This is a genomic window from Pseudomonas sp. CNPSo 3701, assembly GCF_028674975.1.
GTDB classification, from domain to species: Bacteria; Pseudomonadota; Gammaproteobacteria; order Pseudomonadales; family Pseudomonadaceae; genus Aquipseudomonas; species Aquipseudomonas straminea.
In genome coordinates this window covers 60775-80297 of the sequence record NZ_JAQZSI010000007.1, presented here as the reverse complement: position 1 = coordinate 80297, position 19523 = coordinate 60775, and the positions used below count along the sequence as shown (strand labels likewise).

The window sequence follows — 19523 nt, the reverse complement described above, 5'->3', positions numbered from 1 at the left end:
TATGCGCTGGGCGTGCATCCTGCTGCCGCAACTGGCCATGGACGGCGTGTTGCGTGGCCGTGAAGAGGCCAACGCGCCGCTGGTGCTGCTGAGCGGCACGCCCCAGCGGCGCATGCTGCAGGCGGTCAACCCGGCTGCACGAACGCTCGGCCTGCGCCCAGGGCTGACCCTGACGGCGGCGCAATCCCTGAACTGCGCGTTCACCAGCGCCGAGTACGACCCCGCCGACATCGAGCGCTGGCGCAGCTTCCTGGCGGCCTGGGCCTACGGTTTCAGCTCCCAGGTGAGCCTGCACTATCCGCGCTGCCTGCTGCTCGAGGTGCAATCGAGCCTATCCCTGTTCGGGCCCTGGCCGCGCTTTGAGGCACGCCTGCGTGAGGAGCTGACGGCGCTGGGCTTTCGCCATCGCATCACCCTGGCGCATCACCCTGCCGCGGCGCGCATGCTCGCCAACCTGCATGATGGCCTGGCGATCACCGACGAGCAGGAGTTGCGCGAGCGGCTGGCGGCCATGCCCCTGGATCGCATCGGCCTGCCCGAGTATCTGGTCACCACGCTGGCGCGCATGGGTCTGCGCCAGGTGCGCCAGTTGCAGGCGCTGCCCCGCGACAGCCTGGCGCGGCGCTTCCCCCCGGAGTTGCTGGCCGGCCTGGATACCCTGATGGGCCTGCGCCCGCTGGCGCTGGAGTACTACCGCCCGCCAGATGTGTTCGACAGTCGGCTGGAGCTGTACTTCGAAGTGGAATCGACCCAGGCCCTGCTGTTTCCGCTACGCCGCCTGACCGCGGACCTGGCCGCCTACCTGGCAGGTCGTGACTGCGGCGTACAGCGTTTCGTGCTGCACCTGGAACACCGCGACGGTGAAGACAGCCTGCTGCCCGTCGGCCTGCTCAGTGCCGAGCGAGAAGCGGGCATGCTGCTGGAGTTCACCCGCGGCCGCCTGGAACAGCTGCAATTGCCGTCACCGGTGCTGGCGCTGCGCCTGGTAGCCCGCGACCTGCCGACCTTCGTGCCGCAGCACCAGGCGCTGTTCGAGGACCGGCCGCAGCAAACCCTGGGCTGGGAACAATTGCGTGAACGCCTGCGTGCACGCCTGGGCGACGACGCCGTACAAGGCCTGGCCGCCCATGCCGACCATCGCCCGGAAAAGGCCTGGCGCACGGCTACCAGCCACGTTGCATTGCCCAGCCCGAGCGCTGCCCGGCCCAGCTGGCTGCTGCCGGAGCCCCAAGTGCTGCGTGAGCCGCTGCATATTCTCAGCGGCCCCGAGCGGATCGAATCCGGCTGGTGGGATGGCGAGGACGTGCGTCGCGATTACTACCTGATCGAAACGCGCAGCGGCCAGCGCGGCTGGGCGTTTCGCAGCGTCGGTGAAGACGGCCCGCTGCGGCTGCACGGCTGGTTCGCATGAGCATGCCCGACTACGCCGAGCTGCACTGCCTGTCGAACTTCAGTTTCCAGCGCGGTGCCTCCAGCTCCGCCGAACTGTTCGAGCGTGCCGCGCGGCTCGGCTATCGCGCCCTGGCGATCACCGACGAATGCACCCTGGCCGGCATCGTGCGCGCCTGGCAGGCCGCCAAGGAGCATGGTGTGAAGCTGATCGTCGGCAGCGAACTGCGCCTGCAGAGCGGTGCCCGGCTGATCGTGCTGGTCGAGAACCTTGCCGGTTACCAGCGCCTGTGCGCGCTGATCACCCGTGCCCGACGGCGTGCGGAAAAGGGCCGCTACATCCTGCTCGACGAAGACCTGCCCGAGGCGCCGGATGGACTGCTGGCCATCTGGCTGCTACGCGCGGACGACGACGCCATGGCCGGCGCCTGGCTGCGCGAGCGCTTTGCCGAGCGCCTGTGGCTGGGCGTAGAGCTGCACCGCGGCGCCGACGATGCAGCGCTGTTGCAGCATGGCCTCGGCCTGGCCCGGCAACTGGGCATCCCTGCCGTGGCCTGTGGCGACGTGCACATGCATGCCCGTGGCCGCCGCGCCCTGCAGGATTGCATGACCGCCATCCATCACCACCTGCCCGTGGCCGAGGCCGGCGCCTACCTGTTCGCCAATGGCGAGCGCCACCTGCGCCGCCGTGAAGAACTGGCCGAGCTGTATCCATCCGAACTGCTCGCCGAAACCCTGCGGATAGCCGAGCGCTGCTGGTTCGATCTCGATGAGCTCAAGTATCAGTATCCCCACGAGCTGGTGCCGACGGGGCATACACCCAGTTCCTGGCTGCGCCACTTGGTCGAGGACGGCATCCGCTGGCGCTGGGGCGATGGCATCAGCGACAAGGCGCGGGCGCAGATCGAAAAGGAGCTCGCGCTGATCAGCGAGCTGGGCTACGAGAGCTACTTCCTGACCGTGCACGACATCGTGCGCTTCGCCCGCGAGCATTCCATTCTCTGTCAGGGGCGTGGTTCAGCGGCCAACTCGTCGGTGTGCTTCGCCCTGGGCATCACCGAACTGAACCCGATGGCCAAGGGCAGCCGCCTGCTGTTCGAACGCTTCCTGTCCCGCGAGCGCAACGAGCCACCGGACATCGACGTGGATTTCGAGCACGACCGCCGCGAGGAAGTCATCCAGTACGTGTTCCGCCGTTATGGCCGCGAGCGCGCGGCGCTGACCGCGGTGGTCAGCACCTACCACGGCGCCGGGGCGATTCGCGACGTGGCCAAGGCCCTGGGTTTGCCGCCCGATCAGATCAACGCCCTGGCCGGTTGCTGCGGCCGCTGGAGCGACCGCATCCCAGATGCCGAACGCCTGCGCGAGGCTGGTTTCGACCCGCAGAGCAAGGTGCTGCACCGTGTGCTGGTGCTGGCTGGGGAGCTGATCGGCTTTCCCCGCCACCTCTCCCAGCACCCCGGCGGCTTCGTGATTTCCGAGACGCCGCTCGACACCCTGGTGCCGGTGGAAAACGCCAGCATGGCCGAGCGCACCGTGATCCAGTGGGACAAGGACGATCTCGACGCCGTCGGCCTGCTCAAGGTCGACGTGCTGGCCCTCGGCATGCTCAGCGCCCTGCGCCGCTGCTTCGACCTGCTGGCCGTCTACCGCAACAAACGCTGGACGCTGGCCAGCCTGCCGGCCGAGGACAAAGCCACCTACGAGATGATCAGCCGTGCCGACACCCTGGGCGTGTTCCAGATCGAATCCCGCGCGCAGATGGCCATGTTGCCGCGCCTGCGGCCTCAAACCTTCTACGACCTGGTGATTCAGGTGGCCATCGTGCGGCCGGGGCCGATTCAGGGCGATATGGTGCACCCCTACCTGCGCCGCCGCACCGGCGAAGAAGAAGTCACCTACCCCTCCGAGGAGTTGCAGCCGGTGTTCGAGCGCACTCTGGGCGTGCCGTTGTTCCAGGAGCAGGTGATGGAGCTGGCGATCATCGCCGCCGATTACTCACCTGGCGAAGCGGACGAACTGCGCCGCGCCATGGCCGCCTGGAAGCGCCATGGCGGCCTGGAGCCACACCGGAAACGGCTGACTGATCGCATGCTCGAGAAGAAGTACCCGATCGAATACATCAACCGCATCTTCGAGCAGATCAAGGGCTTCGGCAGCTACGGTTTTCCCGAGTCCCACGCTTCCAGCTTTGCCCTGCTCACCTACGCCAGTTGCTGGCTCAAGTGCCACGAACCGGCGGCCTTCGCCTGCGCGCTGATCAACAGCTGGCCGATGGGCTTCTACAACCCCGATCAGGTGCTGCAGGACGCCCGCCGCCATGGCCTGCGCATCCACCCGGTGGACGTGCGCTACAGCGCCTGGGAATGCACCCTGGAAGATATCGGCAAGCCGCAGCCGGCCATCCGCCTGGGCCTGTGCCTGGTCAAGGGGTTTCGCGAGGACGCCGCGCTGCGCATCGCCGCCGCCCGCGAGCAGGCGGCATTCGGCGATATTGCCGATCTGTGCCAGCGCGCCCGCCTGGATAACAACGCCCGCGCGCGCCTGGCCGATGCGGGCGCTCTGCAGGCCCTGGTCGGCCATCGCCACCAGGCGCGCTGGGCCATCGCCGGGGTGGAGCCGCAATTGCCGCTGTTCGCCAGCCTACCCGCCCAGCAGGAAGCCGCCATAAGCCTGCCGCGCCCCAGCGTCGGCGAGAACCTGCTGACCGACTACGCGACCCTCGGCACCACCCTCGGCCCACATCCGCTGTCGCTCTTGCGCGGCAAACTCAGGGCCGCACGCTGCCGCAGCCGCCGTGAGCTGGAGCATGTGGAGCCCGGTAGGATGGTCAGCGTGGCCGGCCTAGTGATCGGCCGCCAGCGCCCGCAAACTGCCAGCGGCGTGACCTTCGTCACTTTGGAAGACGAGTTCGGCATGATCAACGTGCTGGTGCGGCTGGAGTTGGCCGAGCGCCAGCGCAAGACGCTGCTGCAATCACGGCTGATGCGGATCGACGGGCATCTGGAAGCGGCCAACGGGGTAAGGCATGTGATCGCGGGGCGGCTGGTGGACCTGACCGACTGGCTGGTGGGGCTGGATGTGCGTAGTCGGGATTTTCATTGAGGCGGGATGTAGCGCTCGGCAGCTGTGGTTTGCCTAGGGTTTTGATGGGCTGCGCCCATCCTACGAGCGGTGGGTTTTGCGAGATCGAAGAAACTGGTGGGGATTTCCTGCGCACTCAGTCCGGTGAGAACGAGGCATGCCCATGAGCTTTTCGCGCCCATGGACTGAGCGCCCGCGCGCTCCTACAGGTGACTGGGGTAACAGTGCTTACAGCACCCGGCGCATCCCGATATGGGGAATATCGTCTTCCAGGTATTCATCGGTCGCCGCCACGAAACCGTAGCGGCCGTAGTAGCCCTGCAGGTGCGCCTGGGCGGACATGTACACGGGCAGGCCTGGCCAGCGTAGCCCGCAGGCCAGCAGGGCCTGTTCCATCATGATGTGGCCGAGACCGGTGCCGCGGGCGCTGGGTGCAGTGACGACGCGGCCGATGATCACTTCGCCGTCGTTGAGCGACGGGTCGAGCAGACGCAGGTAAGCCGCCAGTTCATCGCCACGCCAGCCCAGCAGGTGACAGGTGTCACCTTCGAGATCGCGGCCATCGACTTCCAGGTACGGACAGTTCTGTTCGACCACGAACACCTGGGTACGCAGCGCCAGCACGGCGTACAGCTCGGTCTTGGTCAGTTCGGTGTGGTGCTTGCAGTGCCAAGTAACGGACATGATCGGCTCACAACTCGGGGTAGCCGGCGACTCTACCCCCATCGCCCCTTTTCGTCATGAGGTCTCTACTTTTCGATCACCTGCCCACGCAAGGCCGCCAGGCGGGCCAGCAGGCGGTTCTGTACCGGTATCGGCACGCCCTGGCTATCCATTGAGGCCTGCAGGTTCTCGACCAAGGCATTGAAGTGGCTGGGAGAAAGATTCTGGCCCTTGTGGCTTTCCTCCAAAGAGTCGCCGGTATAGACGCAAGGCCCGCCGGCAATCACGCAGAACTTGTCGACCAGTTTGTCACGCAGCCCGACGATATCCACCTTGGCAAAGAACGGCGCGATACGCTGATCACCCGCCACATTGAGCAGCATGCCTTCGACGATGCGGGTGATGCCGGGCTTCTCGCCCAGGTCGCGGTAAAGGCTGTCATCCTTGGCCGGCTGCTGCGCGCAACCGATCAACACCAGTGCCAGCAGCGCAACGCACAATGAACGCAGCATGCTCAGAAACTCCCCTGCACGGACAGGTAGGCGCCGTTCTGGTTATCCAGCGTGGCGATCTCGCCGAGGCGCGCGTAGGCCAGCACGATGGCAAGGTGCTTGCCGGGGAAGTAGCCGACGAACAGGTCGGCCCAGTCGCTCTCGCCGGCGAAACTGAGGTTGTCCGGTTTTTCCCGGTACTCGACGCCCACGGCCCACTCTCGGTTGAGCAGCACGGCCACCGAACCTTCCTTGAGCACCGAGCGGCGGTCGCGGCGGTCGCCACCGAAGCCTAGCAGGCCCAACTCGTTGGCCCGGCTGTAGCGCACACCGCCGTTGAGCAGCAGGTTGTAGCCGAAGGCGCCGCCGAGGATCAGCCGGCTGGCAGTCAGGTAGCCTTCGGTGTCTTCATCACGCTTGGCGCCGACCAGGCTGGGGATGAGGAAGTCCTTCTGGCGCTTGTGCTGAATACCCAGGGAAACCTGTGGCAACTGGTCGTAGATAAGGTCGCCGAACAACCGCACCTTGATGCCGAAGATATCCTGGCTAAGGCTGTTTTCCGGCAGGCTCAGGTCACGGGCCAGCGTGCCAAGGTCAAAGCGCTGGCGTGCGTAGGAGAGTTCGATGCGGTTGTCATAGGCCGCCGATACGCCAGCCACATCCAGACGGTAATCACCGGTTTCCACCCGCGTGGCAAACACGTCGGCACCCCACTCGCCCTTCTCGCCATAGCCGGACAATACCGCCCAGGGCGTGATGCCGCCGCCGGCAGGGCCTTCAATGCTGCTGGCGCCGCCGGTGGCGAGCAGGCGACCTTCGCCGGCCAAGGCAGCCGAGGTGAACATGCCCACCAGAAGGGCGCCAATCAATTGCGATAGCCACATGGTCAATGCACCAGAGAAACGGGAGAAGTTAACGGACGCTGCATCCAGGCCTCGAAGGCCTGCGGCGCCAGCGGACGGCTGATCAGGTAACCCTGCACACTGTCGCACTGCCAACGGTCGAGCAGGTCCAGGCTGCGCTGCAGTTCGACACCTTCGGCCACCACCTTGAGGCCAAGGCTGTGGCTCATCTCGATGGTCGAACGGACGATCACCGCGTCTTCGCTGGTATCGTCCAAGTCGCGAATGAAGGACTGGTCGATCTTCAACTCCTGCACCGGCATGCGCTTGAGCTGTGCCAGAGAAGAGTAGCCGGTGCCGAAGTCATCCACCGACAGGCCGATGCCTTTGTCGCGCAGCCCATGGAGAACCTGCAAGGCTACTGCTGGATTGAGCATCACACCGCTTTCGGTAATTTCGAAGATCAGTTGCGAGGCAGGAACCTGATAATGCCCCAACAGATGGCCAACTCGGGAGGGCAGCTCAGCATCGATCAGGTCATCCGTGGAAATGTTCAACGACAACTGCACCATCAGCCCACGCTGACGCCACTCCTGCAGTTGACGCACACCCTCCTCGATCACCCAGGCAGTCAAGATCTGAATGCTACCGGTGCGCTCGGCGATAGGGATGAACTCCCCAGGCGAGACCATGCCGAATTGCGGATGCTGCCAGCGCAGCAGGCCCTCGGCCTGGATACGCGAGGGATTACGCACGTCCAGTTTGGGCTGGTAGTGCAGCAGCAGTTCCTCTCGCTGAGCGGCGTGGCGCAAGTCACGGATCAGTTGTACCTGACGCTGCTGGACAGCGTCACGACCACTTTCGTAAACCTGGATGCGCCCCGGCAGCTGACCAGCGTCCTGCATGGCGATACCGGCACGACGCAGTAACTCTTCAGGCGTCACACCGTCGCTGGGGTAGCCAGCGATGCCAATGTGGCAATCCAGAGCGATATCCACGTTATCGATACGAAAGGGCTTCATAGACAGCTGCTGCACGCGGTCGGCAGTAGCCACCGCGCTGTCGACATCAGCACCATCGAGCAATAGCACGAACTCGTCGCCATGCAGTCGCGCCAGGCTGTCGGACGGCCGCAATGCCATCTGCAGGCGGTTGGCCAACTGCTGCATGACCCGATCACCGCCGCCGGCCTCGCAGCTTTCCGTGACTGTGCGGAAATTGCCGATACCCATATACAGCAAGGCGATATGCCGATCGGCCATGATCGCGCTGCTCAAGCGCTCGAGCGCCAGGTTGCGATTGGGCAGCCCGGTCATCGGATCATGCAGGGCGTTATGGGCCAGTTGCCGCTCACGTTCGGCGATGCCCTGCTGCATGCTCTGGAACGCCTTGGCCAGGCTGCCGAGCTCGTCACCGCGATCGAGCGCCAACGGCACCTCGTAATCACCCTGGCCGACCCGCTCGGCGGCACCAGCCAAGTGGCGAATCGGCCGCGAAAGGCTACGCGCCAGCAACAATGCCCCCATCAGGGACGCCACCAACGCAGCCACGGCGATCAGCAGGATCTGCTTATTGAGCGCAACCACCGAGCCACGGGCCTGTTCGAGCGAACGTTGCAGCAGTGCCTGCACGCGAAAGCCGTCACCACTCCCGAGCACCAGACGCTGTACCAGGAAGGGCTCATCACCATGCATGACCTCGCCGCTGTCGCCATCGAACGTGATCTTGTGCAGGTCTTGCAGAGTACTCACGAACACGTCCGGCTGGCCGTCCATGCTGCCGATGATGCTCAGTTCCAGGTGCGTCAGTTGATTGAGCTCGTGAGCGAAGCGATCATCAATGGCAAAACCGGTCACCAGGCGCGCGATGGGCAGTGGCGCGTTGATCGTGGCTTGCACCAGCAGATAGATCTGTCCGTCGAAGGGCATGAGAATACTCTGTCCCTGACGGTTCAACTGCCGGTTGATCTGCTCGGTCTGGGCTACGGACGGCGGCGCCGAGGTGCTAGCGGTCAGCTTGCCGTCCATGTCGAACATCATCACCACGCCGGCGTTGATCCGCGCGCCATGATTGAACAGCGCCGAGCGGATGGTCGCCTCGTCGCCACTGGCCACGGCCTCGCGGAAGCCGAAGTCGCTGGTCAACACCTGCACCGCATCACGTAGCTGGCGGGCGTGGGTATCGAGTAACTGCCCGAATACACTGGTACCGACTTCAAGCTGCTCACGCGCCTGGGTGCGGATCGAGGCATTGGTGGCCGCCTGCACGGCGAAATACAGCGCGCCGATCACCACCAGCGGCAGCAAGATCAGCACGATGGCGATGCGCGCCTGGAAACTAGTGCGAACCATGATCCAAAGCTTTCTTGAAGGCATCGCCAAAGGCGCTGGGCGGTGCGCCCGGTGGTCCGCTGACGCTGGCAGCATCGACCGGCAGGCTGAAACGCGGCGCCGTGGCACCATCGCCGACTTTCAAGGCCTCGGCCTGTTTAGGCAGCATGTCGGGCAGCGCCGAGTGCCAGAGGGTGACCTGATATTCGCCGGCCGGCAGGTTGTCGAAACTAACCCGGCCCTGGGCATCGCTGACGGCGAACCAGGGGTCGTCGGTAACGTAGATGTAGCCCACCATCCAGTCATGGATATTGCAGCCCAGCACCACCAGGCCGGGCTTGTCGAAAACCACCGGCTCACTCGGCGTGCCCTGGTAAAGGCGCAGCTCGAAGCGCTTGGCCGGCGAGAACGAATAGACCTGATGGCGAATGTCGTCGCGGTTCGGAAAGGTGACCGCAGTGCCGCTGCGCACGGCCAGCACGCTGGGTACGAAGCGCATATCCTGTTGGTCCATTACCGCTTTGCCGGCGGCTGCCGTGCTGGGAACTGCAGCGCCACGCAGCGTCACCACGGCGTCGGCCAGCGGTGCGCCCTTGGCGTCCACCACTTCGCCTTGCAGGCTGGCAGCCTGCGCGGTGCACAGCGCGCCGAACAGATACAGGTGTACAGCGATAAAGAAACGTCTGGTCATGGGAGCTCGTCAAGGGCTACTCAGCCTTACCGCGAGGCCACATAAGTGCCTCTTCGCTGATTAAGGAAGGTCTGCAGGAAGATTAGACGTGATGCTGAAGAAGTTCGAGCTTTAATGACGCCGCGAATAGGCAAAAAGCCACTATCGAACGAAACAGTCCGAAAAGGCTGATCCAGAGCTTTATTCGCTGCCGCGCAGACGCTTGGGCGTCAGCCCCAGGTAACGCCGCATGGCGGTAGTCAGTGCGCTCTGGCTGGAGAAGCCGCACTCCTCGGCGATGCGCACAAGTGGCAAGCCACTGCCACGCAACAGGCGCGTGGCGCGATCGAGGCGCGCCTTGAGCAGGTACTGATGGGGCGTGAGGCCGACGCTGTCCTTGAATTGGGCGTGAAAGTGGCTAGGGCTCAGGCAGGCGACATGGGCCAGCTCGGCCACGCTGATGCGCCGCGCCAGATTGTCGGCGATATAGCCATCGAGCCGCTGCACGTCCAGCGAGCCATGGCCACGCGCGGACTGCTCGCCAAATACCCTCAGGTGCAGGGCGCGCAGCAACACGCCACCCAGCGAGCGCGCCAGCAGCGGGTCGCTGCCGTAACGCTCCAGTTCAGAGCCGGCATAGCTGAGCAGATGCTGAAAGTCGGCATCGAGTTGCGGGTAACGCGGCGTGTCGAACAGATGGCCTAGCAGCTGCAGGTCCTCGCTGGACATGTCCTGCTCATTGAGGTCGACGATCAGCATGCGGTTGTCGCCAATACCAGCGAACTGATGGTCAGCATCACCCGGCACCAGGCAGGCGCGCATGCGGCACACCTCGCCGCCGCGCCCAACCACCTCGAATTCGGCACGCCCGGACACTGACATCACCAGCTGGTGGTGGTCGTGAGTATGTTCGTGGGCCTGATCGTCCAGGCGCATGAGGCGGGCGTTGAGCATGATTCGCGACTCGATGGGCAACGCGCGCACTCTACCGCGTTGCCACGCAAAACTGTATGGGCGGCGACAGGAGGCCCGGCAGGCACCAAACCAGGCCTGACAAGCGAAACGGCGCAGTCACTAATAAATGTTGAAAAAAGCCGGCGGCGCCCCATCTAACCTTCAACGTCAATGGACAGGTGCCGCATGAACGACCCGCACGATATCGAGATCGCTTCGGAGCAAACCAGCCACAGCCTGATGCTGCCCGGGCAGAACCTGCCGGACAAACTCTATGTGATTCCAATCCACAACCGCCCCTTCTTCCCGGCGCAGGTGCTGCCGGTGATCGTCAACGAGGAGCACTGGGCGGAAACCCTGGAACTGGTCAGCAAGACCGAGCACAAGACCCTGGCCCTGTTCTACGTCGACAAGCCGGTCACCGATCCCCGCCATTTCGATACGTCCAGCATGCCCGAGCACGGCACCGTGGTGCGTGTGCACCATGTCAGCAACGACGACGGCAAGCTGCAGTTCGTCGCCCAGGGCCTGACCCGCGTGCGCATTCGTGGCTGGCTCAAGCATCACCGCCCGCCGTACCTGGCCGAGGTCGAATACCCGCGTAACGCCAATGATGGGCGCGACGAGGTCAAGGCCTATGCCATGGCGCTGATCAACGTGATCCGCGAGTTGCTGCCGCTCAACCCGCTGTACAACGAAGAGCTGAAGAACTATCTCAACCGTTTCAGCCCCAACGATCCCTCGCCGCTCACCGACTTCGCTGCGGCGCTCACCACCGCGCAATCGAAGGTGCTACAGGAAGTGCTCGACACCGTGCCGATTCTCAAGCGCATGGAAAAGGTGCTGCCGCTGCTGCGCAAGGAAGTCGAGGTCGCACGCCTGCAGAACGAGCTCTCCGACGAGGTGAACCGCTCGGTGGGCGAGCACCAGCGCGAGTTCTTTCTCAAGGAACAGCTGAAGATCATCCAGCAGGAACTGGGCATCACCAAAGATGACCGCAGCGCCGACGCCGAGCAGTTCACCCAGCGCCTGGAAGGCAAGACCCTACCCGAGCAGGCGCGCAAGCGCATCGACGAGGAGATGAACAAACTCTCGGTACTGGAGACCGGCTCGCCGGAGTACGCCGTCACCCGTAATTACCTGGACTGGGCCACCAGCGTGCCCTGGGGCGTGGTCGGCAAGGACAAGCTGGACCTCAAGCACGCCCGCAAGGTACTCGACGATCACCACGCCGGCATGGACGACATCAAGCAGCGCATCACCGAGTTCCTTGCCGTCGGCGCCTTCAAGGGGGAGATCGCCGGTTCCATCGTGCTGCTGGTCGGCCCGCCCGGCGTGGGCAAGACCAGCATCGGCAAGTCCATCGCCGAATCCCTGGACCGGCCGTTCTATCGTTTCTCGGTCGGCGGCATGCGCGACGAGGCTGAGATCAAGGGCCATCGCCGCACCTATATCGGCGCCCTACCCGGCAAGCTGGTGCAGGCGCTCAAGGAAGTCGAGGTGATGAATCCGGTGATCATGCTCGACGAGATCGACAAGATGGGTAGCAGCTTTCAGGGCGACCCAGCCTCGGCGCTGCTGGAAACCCTCGACCCGGAACAGAACGTCGAATTCCTCGACCACTATTTGGATCTGCGCCTGGACCTGTCCAAGGTGCTGTTCGTGTGCACCGCCAATACCCTGGACTCGATCCCCGGCCCGCTGCTCGACCGCATGGAAGTGATTCGTCTGTCCGGCTACATCACCGAGGAAAAACTGGCCATCGCCAAGCGCCACCTGTGGCCCAAGCAGCTCGACAAGGCCGGCGTGTCGGCCAAGCAACTGTCGATCAGCGACAGCGCCCTGCGCGCCCTGATCGAGGGCTATGCCCGCGAAGCCGGCGTACGCCAGCTGGAGAAACAGCTCGGCAAGCTGGTGCGCAAGGCGGTGGTCAAGCTGCTCGACGACCGCGACACCAAGGTCAAGATCGCCGCCAAGGATCTGGAGGGCTACTTGGGCATGCCGGTGTTTCGCAGCGAGCAGGTGCTTTCCGGTGTCGGCGTGATCACCGGCCTGGCCTGGACCAGCATGGGCGGCGCCACGCTGCCGATCGAGGCGACACGCATCCACACACTGAACCGCGGCTTCAAGCTCACCGGCCAGCTCGGCGAAGTGATGAAGGAGTCGGCGGAGATCGCCTACAGCTACGTCAGCTCGCACCTGAAAACCTTCAAGGGCGACCCGACCTTCTTCGACCAGGCTTTCGTGCATATGCACGTGCCCGAAGGTGCCACGCCCAAGGACGGTCCGAGCGCCGGCGTCACCATCGCCAGCGCCCTGCTCTCCCTGGCCCGCAACCAGGCGCCGAAGAAAGGCGTAGCGATGACCGGCGAACTGACCCTGACCGGCCAGGTGCTGGCCATCGGCGGGGTGCGCGAGAAGGTCATCGCCGCGCGCCGCCAAAAGATCCACGAGCTGATCCTGCCCGAGGCCAACCGTGGCTCCTATCAGGAGCTGCCGGAATACCTCAAGCAGGGCATCACCGTGCACTTCGCCAAGCGTTTCAGCGATGTGGCCAAGGTGCTATTCGACTGACCACTGCCGCGGCGGGCTGCCAGACCAGGTGCCCGCCGTCCCGATGCCCCTTCCCGCTACCGGCCTGCTGGGAAATCGATAGATCGAAACCCGAATGCTGCTGTCAGAAGCTGACCCGGCCGCCGTGAGGCTGTGCAGCATCTGGCCTGTGCAGATCACGCCATGCCCGGGCGATGGTCGACAGAAGGAGAACGGGGATGCCCCGCAGCGACAAGGAACATTTCATCGGGCTCGAATGGCTGCGCTTCATACTCGGCCTGTATATCGTGGTCTTTCACACCCTGCACAACTACCCCGAACAGCAGTTGCCGATCATCAAGCAGCTCAGCGGCGCGGGCTTCTTCGCCACCAGCACCTTCTTCGTGCTTTCCGGTTTTCTGCTCGCCCACGTGTATTGCCAGCGCGGCCAGATGCGCGAGCCGGCGGTGAGTTTCTGGAGCCGGCGCTTCGCCAACCTGTATCCGCTGCACATCTTCTCGCTGCTGCTGACCATCGCCGTCATCTTCGTCATCAGCCACCTGGGTATCCCGCCCGACGACACCAAGGCCAGTATCCGCTTCGTGGTCTACGACACCAACGAGGACAGGACACAGATCGCCCTCGACAGCCTCGAACACTTCATGAGCAACGGCGAGTTGGCCTTCAACAGCCTGTTGCAGTTGCTGATGCTGCAGGCCTGGAACCCCTTCTACCTGACCTTCAACGCACCGCTATGGTCGATCTCCACGCTGTTCTTCTTCTACCTCACCTTCCCGTTCGTGGCGCCGCGCCTGGCACGTCTCAAGCACAAGGTGCTGTGGCTGGGCGTGATCACCCTGATCTACCTGATTCCGCCGACGCTGGTGATTCTCAACGGTGATTACGGCATGCCGTTCACTGGCATCCTGCACCGCAACCCGCTGGTGCGCCTGCCCGAGTTTCTTGCCGGCATCCTCGCCTACGGACTGTTTCGTGACATGCAGGACGCCGGGCGCACGCCGGGCACTGGCGGCGTGGGGCTGATGATCGCTTTCGTGCTGGGCTGCTTCCTCGGCACTGCCTGGCTGATCGAGGGGCCACAATTCTGGTACTACCTGCTGCACAACGGCCTGCTGCTGCCGGCGCAGATCATGCTGATCTACCTCTGCGCCCTGGCACCCTCGCCTGCCAGCAGCACAGTGCAACGCTGGTCCCAGCGCCTGGGCGCGGCCTCGCTGCCGCTGTTCGTGCTGCATGTGCCGGCCTTCACACTGTTCTCGCGCTCGGAAATGCTGCTGGGTGTAGCCTCCGGTGAGTGCTTCGCCAACTGGTCCGAGTGCGCGGTGCGCGCGGGCGAGCAGCATCTGTCCATCATCTTCTACCCGCTGTTCCTGCTGCTGACAGTGATACTCTGCGTCTGGGCTCAGGAAAACGCCGTGGTACCGACCCGCAAACGACTACTGAAGTGGTTGCCGGTTCGACGTAGCACAAACTGAGCAGAAGGAAAGGAAATTCCTAGGAATCATCTGCAGCGCCGACGGTCGGAAGGAGATGTTCGGCGACCGCGCCGCTGTTTTCTTTTGTTTTCTGGGAGGGATCCGTGATCCTCAAGACCGTCAAGGCATCTGTCCGCCACAGCATGCTTCCAGCTGCGCTGTGCCTGGCCTGCACCACCTCGCTGTTCAGTGCCCAGGTGCTGGCTTTCTCCCTCGATGATGTGGCCTCCCAAGCCAAGGGGCTACTGGACAAACCTTACACGGCGCCTGCCAGCAACCTGCCCAATGAGCTGCGCACTCTGTCCTTCAAGGACTACCAGCAGATCAAGGCCCGTGAAGACAAGTACGAATGGGCCGGCAGCAAGACGCCCTTCAAGCTGAGCTTCTACCACCAGGGCATGCACTTCGAGACCCCGGTGAAGATCAACGAAGTGACCGCCACCAGCGTCAACGAAATCAAGTACGACCCCGAGCGCTTCGACTTCGGCGACGTGAAGGTCGACAAGGACGCCACCAAGGATCTGGGCTACGCGGGCTTTCGCGTCATGTACCCGATCAACGACAAGGACAAGCTCGACGAGATCATGAGCGTGCTCGGCGCCAGCTACTACCGTGTGGTCGGCAAGGATCAGGTCTACGGCACCTCGGCCCGCGGCCTGGCCATCGACACCGCGCTGCCCAGCGGCGAGGAATTTCCGTATTTCCGCGAGTTCTGGATCGAGCGCCCGAAAGCCGGCGACAAGCACCTGGTGATGTACGCCCTGCTCGACTCGCCACGCGCCACCGGCGCCTATCGCTTCATCCTGCGCCCGGGCAAGGACGCCATCGTCGACGTCAAATCCAAGGTATTCCTACGCGAGAACGTCACCAAGCTCGGCGTCGCACCTCTGACCAGCATGTTCCTGTACGGCAGCAACCAGCGCTCAGCCAAGGCCAACTACCGCCCGGCCCTGCATGATGCCAATGGCCTGGCCATCCATACCGGCAGCGACGAGCACATCTGGCGCCCGCTGAACAACCCGCAGAACCTGGGTGTGAGCACCTTCCAGGTCGAGAACCCGAAAGGTTTCGGCCTGCTGCAACGCGGCCGCGACTTCGCCCAGTACGAAGACCTGGACGACCACTACGAAGAACGCCCAAGCGTGTGGATCGAACCCAAGGGCGAATGGGGCAAGGGCAAGGTCGAACTGGTGGAAATCCCCACGCCGGATGAAACCAACGACAACATTGTCGCCTTCTGGACACCTGACGAGCAGCCCAAGCCGGGCGAGCCGATGGAGTTCGACTACCGCATGCACTGGACCAAGGACGAGCGCGCTCAGTTGGGCCCGGATCTGGCCTGGGTCAAGCAGACCATGCGCAGCGCCGGTGAGGTCAAGCAGCCCAACCTGACCCGCAAACTCGACGGCAGCGTCGCCCTGCTGGTGGACTTCGAAGGTCCGTCTCTGGAGGCCCTCAAGCCCGACGCGGCAGTCGCCAGTAACTTCAGCATCAACGACAACGCCGAAGTGCTGGACAATCACCTGCAGTACAACAAGGCCACCAAAGGCTGGCGCATGACGGTGCGCTTCAAGGTCAAGGATCCCAAACAAGCGGTAGAAATGCGCGCGGCTCTGGTCGAGGGTGACAAGACCCTCAGCGAAACCTGGAGCTATCAACTCCCGCCCAATACGGTTGCCCCGCAATGAAGACCACCGAGCAGTCCGCCCTGGACGAGTACCTGGACAGCCTGCCTCTGAGTGCCACCGAGCGCGAAGCCCTGGCTGACAGCCGTGACTTCACCGAACTGCACAGCCGCCTAGGCGGCATGCAGACGGCAGAAGCCGAAGAGGCCGTGCAACGATCCGCCGCGCGCCGCGTCGAACTCGGTGCTGGCCGGCCCCTGGAAGCCGAAGGCCTGCTGTCTCTCGATGCAGCCGGGCGCCCGATCCTGCGCGCTGCCCCGCCGCTCAATCGCACCAAGATGACCCCCGAACCGTGGCGCACCAACGTGCTGACCCGCGGCTTGCGTGCGCTGTTCGGCAAGAGCAACCCGCCGCGCCCACCCAAGCGCGAGCTGGAGCCGGCGCGCTGGCGTCGGGTCGGATCCTTGCGCCGCTACGTGCTGCTGATTCTGATGCTGAGCCAGACCGCCGTCGCTACCTGGTACATGAACAGCATCCTGCCCTACCAGGGTTGGGCGCTGATCAACCTGCAGGAAGTGATGGATCAGGGCTGGCAGGAAAGCTTCTTCCAGGTTCTGCCCTATCTGGTGCAAGGCAGCATCCTGGCGCTGTTCTCGCTGTTGTTCTGCTGGGTTTCAGCCGGTTTCTGGACGGCCCTGATGGGCTTCTGGGAATTGATGCGCGGCTATGACCGCTACGGCATTTCCGGCAGCAGCGCCGGCGACGAACCGATAGACGCCGCCGCGCGTACCGCGATCATCATGCCGATCTGCAACGAGGACGTGCCCCGGGTATTCGCCGGCCTGCGCGCTACTTACGAATCGGTGAAAGCCTCCGGCGAGCTCGCCCAGTTCGACTTCTTCATCCTCAGCGATACCGGCGATGCCGACATCGCCGTGGCCGAACAACGCGCCTGGCTGGAGCTGTGCCAGGAGACCGAGGGCTTCGGCAACATCTTCTATCGCCGCCGACGCCGCCGCGTTAAGCGCAAGAGCGGCAATATCGACGACTTCTGCCGTCGCTGGGGCGGCGATTACCGCTACATGGTGGTGCTTGACGCCGACAGCGTGATGAGCGGCGAATGCCTGACCAAGCTGGTACGCCTGATGGAGGCCAACCCGCAGGCCGGTATCATCCAGACTTCGCCCAAGGCTGCGGGCATGAATACCCTGTATGCGCGCCTGCAGCAATTCGCCACCCGCGCCTACGGCCCTCTGTTCACCGCTGGCCTGCATTACTGGCAACTGGGCGAATCCCACTACTGGGGCCACAACGCGATCATCCGCATGCAGCCGTTCATCGAGCACTGCGCCCTGGCACCTTTGCCGGGCAAGGGTTCGTTCGCCGGCGCGATCATGTCCCACGACTTCGTCGAAGCCTCGCTGATGCGCCGCGCCGGCTGGGGCGTGTGGATCGCCTACGATCTGCCAGGCAGCTATGAAGAACTGCCGCCCAACCTGATCGACGAACTGCAGCGCGATCGGCGCTGGTGCCACGGCAACCTGATGAACTTCCGTCTGTTCCTGGTCAAGGGCATGCACCCGGTGCACCGCGCTGTGTTCCTGACCGGCGTGATGTCCTACCTGTCGGCGCCGCTGTGGTTCATGTTCCTGCTGCTCTCCACCGCCCTGCTGGCGATCCACACGCTGATGGAGCCGCAGTACTTCCTGGTACCCGGCCAGCTGTTCCCGGTGTGGCCACGCTGGAATCCACAGCTGGCGGTGACCTTGTTTTCCACGACCCTGACCTTGCTGTTCCTGCCCAAACTGCTCGCCGTGATTCTTATCTGGGTCAAGGACGCCAAGGCGTACGGCGGCGCCTTCAAGGCAACGCTGAGCATGCTCCTGGAAATGCTCTTCTCGGTGCTGCTGGCGCCGGTGCGCATGCTGTTCCACACCATGTTCGTCACCGCTGCGTTTCTCGGTTGGTCCGCCACCTGGAATTCGCCACAGCGTGACAACGGCATCACTACCTGGGGTGACGCCACCCGTCGCCATGGCTGGCAGGCGCTTTTGGGCGTGGTCTGGACGGCAGGCGTAGCCTGGCTGGACCCGAACTTCCTGTGGTGGCTGTCGCCTATCGTGGTGTCGCTGATGCTGGCGATCCCGGTATCGGTGTTCTCCAGCCGCCTGAGCCTGGGTCTTGGCAGCAAGAAGGCCAAACTGTTCCTGATCCCCGAGGAATCCAATCCGCCTCAGGAGCTGCTGTCCACCTACGCCTACACGCGGCACAACCGCGAGCACGCCATGGAAAACGGCTTTATCGAAGCGGTACTGCGGCCCTTCCCCAACGCCCTGGCCTGCGCCATGGCCACCGCCCGCCACGGCCAGGCGCCGCTGCTTGAGCACGCTCGTCAACGCGCGTTGAAGGAAGCCCTGGAACTGGGCCCGAAAAAGCTGGATGACAAACGCAAGCTGGCGCTGCTCAGCGACCCGGTGTTGATGGCACGCCTACATGCGCAACTGTGGCAGCAGGCCGAACAACACCCGCTGTGGCGCCATGCTTATAAGCAGAGCGCACCGCCCCAGCCAAAGCATGACAACCAGGCACTCAAGCTGGCGCCGCTCGGCACCACCTCACCCCTGGTCAGCTGACCGCCACACGGTCATCCAGCCCAGGCTGGCACGGGTATCGCCCCCTTCGGGGCGGTACTCGGCGCCCAGCCAGCCGCGGTAGGCGGCCCTGTCCAGCGCACGGCGCAACGCGAAGAAATCTATAGATCCACTACCTGGCGCACCTCGCCCCGGGCAATCGGCGAACTGCACATGACCGATACGACCGGCCAGTGTCTCGACCGCAACCACCGGATCGATGCCCTGCCTGGCCATGTGGTAAATATCCAGCTGCGCCCGGAAATTGCCGTGCTCGACCGCAGCCAGCAGCGCCTGCAGCTGTTGTGGCGTATTGACCAGAAAGCCCGGCATGTCGAGGGGATTGATCGCCTCGCTGACCACACCGATGCCTAGCAAACCGAATGCCTCGGCCGCCTTGCTGATATTGCCGGCCAGCGTCTCCAATGCCTGCTCACGGTTAAGGCCTTCAGCCAGCCGCCCGGGCAGCACATTGATCACGCTCGGCCTTACCATGGCCGCGTAGGTCAGCGCCTCCTGCAGCGCGTCATCGAACGCCGCCTGACGCTCCGGCACGGCCGCCAGGCCTGGGCCGCCGTCGACAAAATCGCCGCCCGGGAAATTCATCAGCACCAGCGGCAGCCCTGCCCGCTCCAGTTCATCCTTCAGGCGCAGCGCCGGCACTTGGTAAGGAAACTGGATTTCCACGCCGTCGAAACCCGCCGCGGCGGCAGCGACGATGCGTTCGAGCAGCGGCCGCTCAGTGAACAACATGGTCAGGTTGGCGGATAGCTTCATGGATGACTCCCTGGGCTGCCCGCGCGACGGCTCGGTACGG

Annotated in this window: 13 protein-coding genes; 6 read left to right on the top strand and 7 right to left on the bottom strand. The window is 64.1% G+C overall.

Going from position 1 to position 19523, the window contains the following annotated elements; all coding sequences use genetic code 11:
- The first annotated feature begins 1 nt into the window (after position 1).
- Positions 2-1411 (top strand): Y-family DNA polymerase, encoded by a 1410-nt coding sequence (locus PVA39_RS19365; protein ID WP_274125416.1) that lies wholly within the window; start codon positions 2-4, stop codon positions 1409-1411.
- Positions 1408-4494, top strand: a complete 3087-nt coding sequence (locus tag PVA39_RS19360; RefSeq protein ID WP_274125415.1) for an error-prone DNA polymerase — start codon at positions 1408-1410, stop codon at positions 4492-4494. Before PVA39_RS19365 ends, PVA39_RS19360 begins: the two co-directional genes overlap by 4 nt.
- Before the next feature lie 207 nt (positions 4495-4701).
- On the opposite strand, the gene PVA39_RS19355 is transcribed toward PVA39_RS19360, so the two are convergent.
- The 6 genes from PVA39_RS19355 to PVA39_RS19330 all read right to left on the bottom strand — a co-directional run bounded on the left by PVA39_RS19355 (position 4702) and on the right by PVA39_RS19330 (position 10423).
- On the bottom strand, positions 4702-5157 hold the full coding sequence (locus PVA39_RS19355; RefSeq protein WP_274125414.1) for a GNAT family N-acetyltransferase: 456 nt from the start codon (positions 5155-5157) through the stop codon (positions 4702-4704).
- Between the two features lie 65 nt (positions 5158-5222).
- Positions 5223-5648 carry a group I truncated hemoglobin gene (locus tag PVA39_RS19350; RefSeq protein ID WP_443200984.1) on the bottom strand — a complete coding sequence of 142 codons (426 nt, stop codon included), beginning with the start codon at positions 5646-5648 and terminating at the stop codon, positions 5223-5225.
- Between the two features lie 2 nt (positions 5649-5650).
- Positions 5651-6517, bottom strand: coding sequence for a DUF3034 family protein (locus PVA39_RS19345; RefSeq protein WP_443200983.1), 867 nt, complete (start codon positions 6515-6517; stop codon positions 5651-5653).
- Positions 6514-8823 carry a bifunctional diguanylate cyclase/phosphodiesterase gene (locus PVA39_RS19340; protein ID WP_274125538.1) on the bottom strand — a complete coding sequence of 770 codons (2310 nt, stop codon included), beginning with the start codon at positions 8821-8823 and terminating at the stop codon, positions 6514-6516. Before PVA39_RS19340 ends, PVA39_RS19345 begins: the two co-directional genes overlap by 4 nt.
- Positions 8807-9490, bottom strand: coding sequence for a methylamine utilization protein (locus PVA39_RS19335; RefSeq protein ID WP_274125413.1), 684 nt, complete (start codon positions 9488-9490; stop codon positions 8807-8809). The genes PVA39_RS19340 and PVA39_RS19335 overlap by 17 nt, the downstream gene beginning before the upstream one ends.
- Before the next feature lie 180 nt (positions 9491-9670).
- Positions 9671-10423 (bottom strand): AraC family transcriptional regulator, encoded by a 753-nt coding sequence (locus PVA39_RS19330; protein WP_147175070.1) that lies wholly within the window; start codon positions 10421-10423, stop codon positions 9671-9673.
- A gap of 186 nt (positions 10424-10609) precedes the next feature.
- On the opposite strand from PVA39_RS19330, the gene lon reads away from it, so the two are divergent.
- The 4 genes from lon to mdoH all read left to right on the top strand — a co-directional run bounded on the left by lon (position 10610) and on the right by mdoH (position 18709).
- Positions 10610-12997, top strand: coding sequence for an endopeptidase La (gene lon / locus PVA39_RS19325; RefSeq protein WP_274125412.1), 2388 nt, complete (start codon positions 10610-10612; stop codon positions 12995-12997).
- Positions 12998-13194: 197 nt separating this feature from the next.
- A complete protein-coding gene (locus PVA39_RS19320) occupies positions 13195-14451 on the top strand; it encodes an acyltransferase family protein (RefSeq protein WP_274125411.1) in 1257 nt (418 codons plus the stop codon).
- 143 nt (positions 14452-14594) lie between these two features.
- Positions 14595-16139: a glucan biosynthesis protein G gene (locus PVA39_RS19315; RefSeq protein ID WP_143103570.1), complete on the top strand. Its 1545-nt coding sequence runs from the start codon at positions 14595-14597 to the stop codon at positions 16137-16139.
- On the top strand, positions 16136-18709 hold the full coding sequence (gene mdoH, locus PVA39_RS19310; RefSeq protein ID WP_274125410.1) for a glucans biosynthesis glucosyltransferase MdoH: 2574 nt from the start codon (positions 16136-16138) through the stop codon (positions 18707-18709). Before PVA39_RS19315 ends, mdoH begins: the two co-directional genes overlap by 4 nt.
- On the opposite strand, the gene PVA39_RS19305 is transcribed toward mdoH, so the two are convergent.
- Positions 18692-19483: a hydroxypyruvate isomerase family protein gene (locus PVA39_RS19305; RefSeq protein WP_274125409.1), complete on the bottom strand. Its 792-nt coding sequence runs from the start codon at positions 19481-19483 to the stop codon at positions 18692-18694. The two genes, mdoH and PVA39_RS19305, sit on opposite strands and share 18 nt — an antisense overlap.
- Between the last annotated feature and the right edge of the window lie 40 nt (positions 19484-19523).